Origin of the sequence: Rhodococcus sp. 1R11, from assembly GCF_004563845.1 — a bacterium.
GTDB lineage: Bacteria > Actinomycetota > Actinomycetes > Mycobacteriales > Mycobacteriaceae > Rhodococcoides.
The window spans coordinates 131,802-139,119 of sequence record NZ_SPNG01000015.1 but is presented as its reverse complement, the minus strand read 5'-3'; the positions used below and the strand labels follow the sequence as shown (position 1 = coordinate 139,119).

Genomic DNA, 7,318 nt, shown 5'->3' with positions numbered 1-7,318 from the left:
CCCGAATCCGATATCGACGGTGCGATCCGCAAGCTTCGCCGCTGACAGTGCCGAGTGCTCCTTACCTCGGAGCCGCCGAACTTCGCCGGCGACGCGGGCCACTAGTTGTTCAGCCCAAGACTGTGTCATAAGCACGCAGTCTAGCTGATTTTTCGTATGTGTTGTGGCAGCGCTACTGAATTGATACCTTGTGGTGGAACCACATGGACGGGGCTCAACCGGGTGCGCGATTGTGGTGTCGATACACAAAGTGCGGAGAGGAAACACCATGTCTCGACGGTTGTATTCGGTCCAGGAAGCGATGGCTCGGACGGGTCTCGGACGCTCCAACCTGTTCAACAAGCTTGCGGCCGGTGAGATTCGCAGTGTCAAGGTCGGTAAGCGCCGGCTGATTCCCGACACGGCCATTGACGAGTACATCGTCGGACTGGAGGAGGCGGCACGCGTCAGCTCGGGCGTTGCCTGACATGCCTCGCACCGCAGACCCGTACGAACTAGAGACGCCCCCGGCGAGTTCCGGTGTTACGAGCACCGGTGCCGAGGGCGTCCTCGAAATCCCCACCTTGCAGGAAGGAGTTTCACCCACGGATACTAATCGGTCCTGACGCGCCTCACAAGGCGTTTTGCTGCACTCATGACCTAGTTCTGCTTCGAGATGTTGTCGACTTGAAGCGCGGATGAGTGGAGGCTGGATTTACCCATGTCTCGGTGAATCCATCTGCGTACAAGCTGCTTACGCGATTGTCTGCGTACGCCGTACCCCTGCGTGGGTCCTCCGTGCCGTTGACGTCCGCCCGCAGTCGCTGTCGCAGCGTCGTTTTCTGGCAGAGCCCGACGAACAACCAGCCTGCCGCCGGCCTGTGCACCCTTTGTAAATCCTCGGAGACCGGCCCCGAGGCACCGCCAGCTCGACTGATCATCGAACGGGTGGCGATACCGATTAGCCGCGCGCCCATCGAGGCGCGGGGCTATCGGGCGTGGAGCGGACAACGTGGGTGCGGAAATTGGCTCAGGGGCCATGGGGGGTCCGGAGGGAACGAACGAAGTCCCTTGTCTTTCATACGTCACCACTATGGAGGTACCAGTTGAGTTCTCGACCGATCTGCAATGCTGACATTACAGAGTTTCCTGGCATGGCGAACCGTCATTCAGACCTCGATTTTTCAGTCCTTGCCGCACTCTTGCTCGTATCCGTTGTGTACGCAAAATCCTCGAACACGCAACCAGGGCAACACACTTGGTTGCTTGGACACGAGCGCATCAGCCCGCTGGTGCAGGCCGATCCCGCTAGCGGTACGGGGGCGTTCCCCGGCAGTCCCATACCTGAATTACCCGCAAAGAGTGCCTCAGATGACTCGCTGGCGACGGATGTCATACGTCCTGCGGTGGTCACACCTCCCATGCACACAAGGGATGTCACTCACACCCGGGATGCATTGGTAGTAAACGCTTTTCATACCACTATGGCGTGCCTGTCACCGTTGGGACCAGACTCGCGAATCGAGCCCCTTACCTGCAATACATCCAACATTTCTACGGGGCACGACTCATCCCTCGGTTCCAAGGCGTGCATGACATCCCATTCCCGTCATACCCCCAGTTCGTCCCATTCATCCATGGAAAGTGAGACCCACGATGCCCGCTGACATCTTTGCGTTCTGCAACCAGAAGGGCGGAGTGGGCAAGACGACCACTGTCTTTCACCTCGCCTACGCTGTTGCCCAAGCGGGGAAGCGAGCACTCGTTATCGACGTGGATCCGCAAGGCAACGCCAGCACGGTCCTGACCAGGACCGAGCTAGAGAGCGACGATGTCGGTGTTGCCGACGTACTCGCCGAGTCGTCGAACGCGACCATCGCCGATGCTGTCGTCCCCACCATCTGGCCTGGCGTAGACCTGGTACCCACGTCGCCGGGAAACGAGTCCCTGGCCTATGTCCGCGATCAATTGGTCGTTGCCGGCGCGGGCCGAGAACGGCGTCTGCGTGACGCAATCGCCGTCGTACGAGGCGTCCACGACGTGATCCTCATCGATTGCCCACCTAGCCTCGATCTGCTGACTATCAACGCCCTTGTTGCAGCGCGCGCCGCCGTCGTCGTGACTCAGTCCGCACTGTTCTCAGCCAATGGACTCGCGCGATTGCTGCGCACCATCGATGCAGTCAAGCGCAGCTACAACCCGGACCTCGACATGCTCGGTGCGATCGTCAACCTTCACGAGATCGCGACGATCAGCGGTCGAGAACAATTGATTGAGATCGCCGCGAGCATCAACATCCTCGGTGACGCCGTTCCCAAGCGGGTTGTCATTAAAGACTCGATGGAGGCCCAAGCCAGCCTGGTCGACTGGGGGACAACACAATCTCGCAGCCTGTCGACGATCTATCGCGACACTCTTGCGCTGCTCACGAACGGACACCCCTGATGGCCCGCCCCGAACGGATGAAGAGCGCACTCGCCGGGTCGAGCCCAGTCGATCCGCCGGAGCATACGCAGTACCCACCCGACACCGTTTCGTCGGCCGAGACCGTAGCGCAACCGTCACCGGACAACGCAAAACAGAAGCGTTCGTACTACCTCTACCAGTCCACCGTCGACGATCTACTCAACGCAGCCGAAGCGCTGTCCGCGACGCCCGGCGCGCCACGGGGCCCGTCGGACCTCGTCAACGCGGCAATCGAAGACTACTTGGAGTTGTTGCGCAACAGATTCAACGACGGTGCGCCGTTCCCTCAACGAACGGGCCCCCTCGCACGAGGACCGAGAATCCGATGAGCCGATCACACTCCGCGGCAACCCCGTTGACAACGAAGCCGTCAGACGTCGTTGCGCTCCATCCAGCGATATCGCAATGGGCCCTCGCAACAGCCGTTGCGCTGACAGTAGCTATCGCCGGGGCGTCCTTCTGGCTCAGTTTCGCTGTGTACGTGATCTCGCGGTGATGGCTGGAATAGGTCCCGGCGAAGCGTGGAGGATTTCAGTCGTGCTCGAGGGCGCAATTGTCTCGTCAACAGTGACAGCCATTGCGCTGTCCAACCACACAGATAATCGCACGATTAAGGGCCGTCGCTTCGTCGTCACGATCTTGCGTATTGCCGCATCGGCGTCGATTGCGGGAGAAGTACCGATCTTCATAGCCGCCCGAAACATAGAAACACGAAATGCAGAACTGTAGTTCGTCGTCGCGTCAGTGCGGCCCCTAGCGGATACCGACGGCGGATGCCCTGACCTGCTCATCCCGTGAGGCCCCGGGTAGTGCGGACACACCACCGGGGCCGGGCGGCCACAGACAACTCAAGGAGCTGTGACCTATGAACCACCGTAACGCCGACCAACCCACCGAACCATCAGGCATCGACCCTCACAGCATCAGCCAGCCAGCCGAAATACACCCCGCCATCATCAAGTGGGCACTCGGTATCGGCCTCATCGTGGCCATCGCTGTGACCGCATCAAGCTTCAAGCTCAGCTTTTCCACCCTCTACGACCTCGCGGCCATGGCACGGCTGGGTGACTCCGCGTGGGTGATCCCCGTAGTCCTCGACGGGCCGATCCTCGTAGCCGGCATCTTCCGCGTCTTGCTGTCGCAACACACCGACAGGGCCACGGTCGTCGGCCGGCGCTTCATCATCGCCGTCTACACGCTCGCTGGGCGGGCAAGCATGGCAGGCAACGCCTACCACGCTGTCCTCACCGTCACCGATCTCAACGCCGGAGTCGCCGCCGCACTCGGAGCACTTGCGCCCCTGATGGTGATGACCATGTGCGAAATGATGTCCATCGGTATCAGCGCACCGCGTCACCGCCGTACTCCAACGACACCGTCAGACACCGACGCGCCCGCCGCCGAGCAGTCAGCCACTACATCCACCGGCGGCACAGAGGCACAAAATGGCCCTGTCCTACCACCCACTGACGCCGAGCAGCTCGAGGCGTACATAGCCGAACGAGGGGACCTTCCCCAGGTCGTCTGGGACACCGCCGACGTCTACCTAAATCACCCAACAGCAATGGGCAAGTTCAACAAAACCGCTGATGTAATGCGCGTTGTTCCCAGCACCGTTGCGGATCGATACGACAAATGGGTCGAATTTCAACAGAAATTCGCAGCCTCCAAAGCAACCCCGCAGGAGACCCCGACCCAGCAAAACGAGGTGGTCGAGGGAGACCCGCACGACCCCCCGCCGTCTCATGCCAAGCCCGATAGTGCTGCTCCAGTCGCCTACGCCGAGGCGACACGATGACACAGCAACGAGCCATCAAGACCCGCGCCTCAGTCCTCACCGCCGCCGCACACGAGTTCGCCGACCGCGGCTACGCCGGCGCGTCGATCAACAGCATTATCGCCAACTCCACATCCACCAAAGGCGCTCTCTACTTCCACTTTCGATCCAAGGACGCCCTTGCCGAAGCCGTACTGGAGGACGTGCGATCGGTGTACACGCCCATCGTCGAGCGTTGGCACAGCGAACAGACTTATCCCTTCGACGCCATCGCTGGAATCGTCGATGACATCGCAGCCGTCGCCACCGGACGACCAGGCCGTGCCGAAATGAAACTGGCGCTCGACCCACCATCAACCGAGCTACAGCGCCCGTCCCACGTGTGGGAGGCCGCAATCCGGGACCATGCAGCGAGGGCCGAACAAGCGGGGTACCTGCGACCTGAGTTCACCGCAGAGCGGTTCACGAACTTCCTTGTCGCCGCCCTCGCCGGGAACCGCATCTTCGCCGAGATGACCCCTGTAAGCAGCCGCCAGACCGACCTGGCGGACCACTTCGCGGACACCGTCGAGACAGTCATCAGAGCAGCAGCCACCGACGAATACCTTCACGCTCACGCCGAAACGGGGGAGCGGACGACACCAGCTGCAGGCCTGCGCCGAGCGCTGGAAACGCCCCTAAACTAAGGGACGCGACTTACTGCTACATCGACCGTCAATGACGCCGAACTCTATTGGCTGCGCCATTATCAACGGACGAAGCGGTGCACGTGGCCATGTTCGGGAGCGGAAGGAGCAATGTGGGAAGCTTCAAGCAAATTCGACTGTTCTTCAAGAACGTCGAAACTGACGAAGTTCGGTATGTTTCATGGTTTCAGTTCAAGGAACCGTTCGATTTGTACTGGGGCAGCGGTACGCCGGTCTTGGACTACGGGGGCGAGCTCGTCAAAGGTGGGTCTACGACTGAAACCTTCGCGATCCCTGAGGACTGGGAGAGCATGCCACGAGTCTCAGCAAAGTTCTCATACCATCAGTCTGGGCGAATGCACGTGCAGGCAACCGGCAGCGGGGCGGCCCGCGTGAGCGACATCGAAATGGTGCCGCCTGAGGACATTGTCAGTCCAGTCAGAATTCAAACTCTACTGACCAAGCCGCCGGCGCAGATGGAGCCCTACACAAGGTCGCTGAACAGGGGAGGAGGGCGGTCGATTGTGCTCGAACTACCCGACGTGATGTGGCGCAGCAGCCAGTATTTGGAGTTCTTCTTATCGCCTTCTGGGAAATTCGAATTTCCGCGCCCGCAACTGAAAGTGCCTGATGGCTTCGTTGACAGATGCCTGCAGCCTGTGTCGCTCGATGAACAACGAAATCGTTTGCTAGTGGTTCGTTGGTTTCCGGCGCGAATCCCCGGATGGGACGAGGATGAACCTGCGCCGACCGTGAGCATCACGCCGGGCCCCACCTTCTTACAATCTCCTGGATCGGTAACTGGAGCAGCGATTGAACCGTCTGCCTGAGTAGGGATTGATTCCCCAGAAACGAAGGTTTCCGAGGGGCGCCGATCCGTGAGGCAAGGGAGTAGCAAGCCGACGTTGGTGGCGACGGGCTCGTACGGCCTGGGCGGCAGGGTCACAGGGCATTCCTGACGCTCACGGAACTGCGAGAGGGCTCAGTACCGACTCACGACCAGGTAGCGTGCGGTGGCCCAGTGAGGGCCAGGTCATAGTAGACCCGGTAACCGTCAGCGAAATGCGTCGTGGCGACAGTTCTAGGGCCGGTTTCAGCAGAGATCGAGAAATCAGACGGGACTCGTGCGTATTGCTCAGCCCGGACGCGAGTGAGTGCTTGGCTGACCTTGTGCGTCAGCTCGGTGCGGTGATGAGTAACCACGACAGTGGCACCGGTCACGACACGATAAGCTCCGATGACGCTCAGTCTCTTGGACGTGGGCCAGTCGAAGAGCAGTGCAGAATGCTCTTTTTCGATGAGGGTAATGCGAAATTCCGCGGCCTCCCCCAACGGTGGTTCAGCGGTCCAATAAATGGTCCGCATCTTTTTGACTTCATCCCCCGGAACATCTACGACGTCGACACCCGGAACCATGACAGTCAAGGCGTCAGTCCACCCGTCGGCGAACGGTGGGTGTTGCGTCCATTGATCAATTATCCGACTGGACTCGTCAGGCAAATTTACCAAGCGAAGATCGGCACTATCGAACTTCTCGAACAATACCTGGCAGCGCCAATCTCCCGATTCATGAAGACTAACCTTCGCAAGGCTTTCGTTTGATTGGGGCTGAACGTAGATATCGGCCGTATTCTTCGGAGACCAGATTCGCCACAATCCTGATCGGCGACCGGGCGAGCCCACCGCAAACTTGATCGGCTTCTTCGGATCAGCCGTCCGCACTGGCGTGTCCCGATAGTTCTCGGGGCTGCTGTAGAAACGAACGACGGGACCCGAGGGCAGATTCATAGAAGCAATGGCGGCTTGCACAGACCGATCTTAGACCGGGGATCTGCGCTGCGACCGCGAGAACGTAACAGTCGACAACCAACACGAAAGATGACCTCGTCCTAGCGACTTCACAGTCGAGAGTCTTCGCAGCGGTGCCTCAGAAACGGTCGTTTCTGAGGCACCGACTACCGCATCCTGCGCAGCGCAGTCCGTGCATCTGTCGGCGAGCAGGCAGCCTTCGCCGTTCACGAGAGCCCTAATCACTCAGGGCTGTTTACGTAAATCTGTGCAAGGTGCTCAGAACGTTGTCGCTGTGGTTTGGGTGCAGTACGAGGCGCAGGTCTGCCGACGCCCTGCCATTTTCGCGAACTTCGTCATACAGCCGCTGCAGGTGACCCATAAGCCCAGCGAGCCCAAACAGCGAGTCGTCGGTCAGCAGTTGATCTGCGTCCATGACTGTCAGAACTACGCGACTGACGTCTCGTCCTGGTCGTCCGAATCCGAATCGGCTTCCCAGGCCTCCCTCTTCGATGTCCAGAAGATCTCTGAAGCATTCATCGAAGGCGTCCATATTCTGGCCGTAATAGCTGGGGAATTCCAGAGCATCCCCCCAGGATCGCGTCAGCTCGGCAACCGTGCG

The 7,318-nt window shown here is 59.9% G+C and carries 7 protein-coding genes; 6 read left to right on the top strand and 1 reads right to left on the bottom strand.

From position 1 onward, the window contains the following. Positions 1-268 precede the first annotated feature (268 nt). The 6 genes from E4P29_RS22835 to E4P29_RS22805 all read left to right on the top strand — a co-directional run bounded on the left by E4P29_RS22835 (position 269) and on the right by E4P29_RS22805 (position 5,738). Entirely contained in the window at positions 269-466 is a 198-nt protein-coding gene (locus E4P29_RS22835; RefSeq protein ID WP_032368532.1) for an excisionase family DNA-binding protein, read from the top strand. Between the two features lie 1,169 nt (positions 467-1,635). After that, on the top strand, positions 1,636-2,424 hold the full coding sequence (locus E4P29_RS22830) for an AAA family ATPase (RefSeq protein WP_135047297.1): 789 nt from the start codon (positions 1,636-1,638) through the stop codon (positions 2,422-2,424). After that, entirely contained in the window at positions 2,424-2,774 is a 351-nt protein-coding gene (locus E4P29_RS22825; RefSeq protein WP_135047296.1) for a hypothetical protein, read from the top strand. The genes E4P29_RS22830 and E4P29_RS22825 overlap by 1 nt, the downstream gene beginning before the upstream one ends. 536 nt (positions 2,775-3,310) lie before the next feature. Then, positions 3,311-4,243: a DUF2637 domain-containing protein gene (locus tag E4P29_RS22815; protein ID WP_135047295.1), complete on the top strand. Its 933-nt coding sequence runs from the start codon at positions 3,311-3,313 to the stop codon at positions 4,241-4,243. Further along, entirely contained in the window at positions 4,240-4,908 is a 669-nt protein-coding gene (locus E4P29_RS22810; protein ID WP_135047294.1) for a TetR/AcrR family transcriptional regulator, read from the top strand. Before E4P29_RS22815 ends, E4P29_RS22810 begins: the two co-directional genes overlap by 4 nt. A 113-nt stretch (positions 4,909-5,021) precedes the next feature. Further along, a complete protein-coding gene (locus E4P29_RS22805; protein ID WP_135047293.1) occupies positions 5,022-5,738 on the top strand; it encodes a hypothetical protein in 717 nt (238 codons plus the stop codon). 163 nt (positions 5,739-5,901) lie between these two features. Here E4P29_RS22805 and E4P29_RS22800 read toward each other — a convergent pair whose 3' ends face one another. Then, the gene (locus E4P29_RS22800) at positions 5,902-6,717 is read right to left on the bottom strand and encodes a hypothetical protein (RefSeq protein WP_135047292.1); all 816 of its coding nucleotides are present in this window, start codon (positions 6,715-6,717) and stop codon (positions 5,902-5,904) included. Positions 6,718-7,318 lie beyond the last annotated feature (601 nt).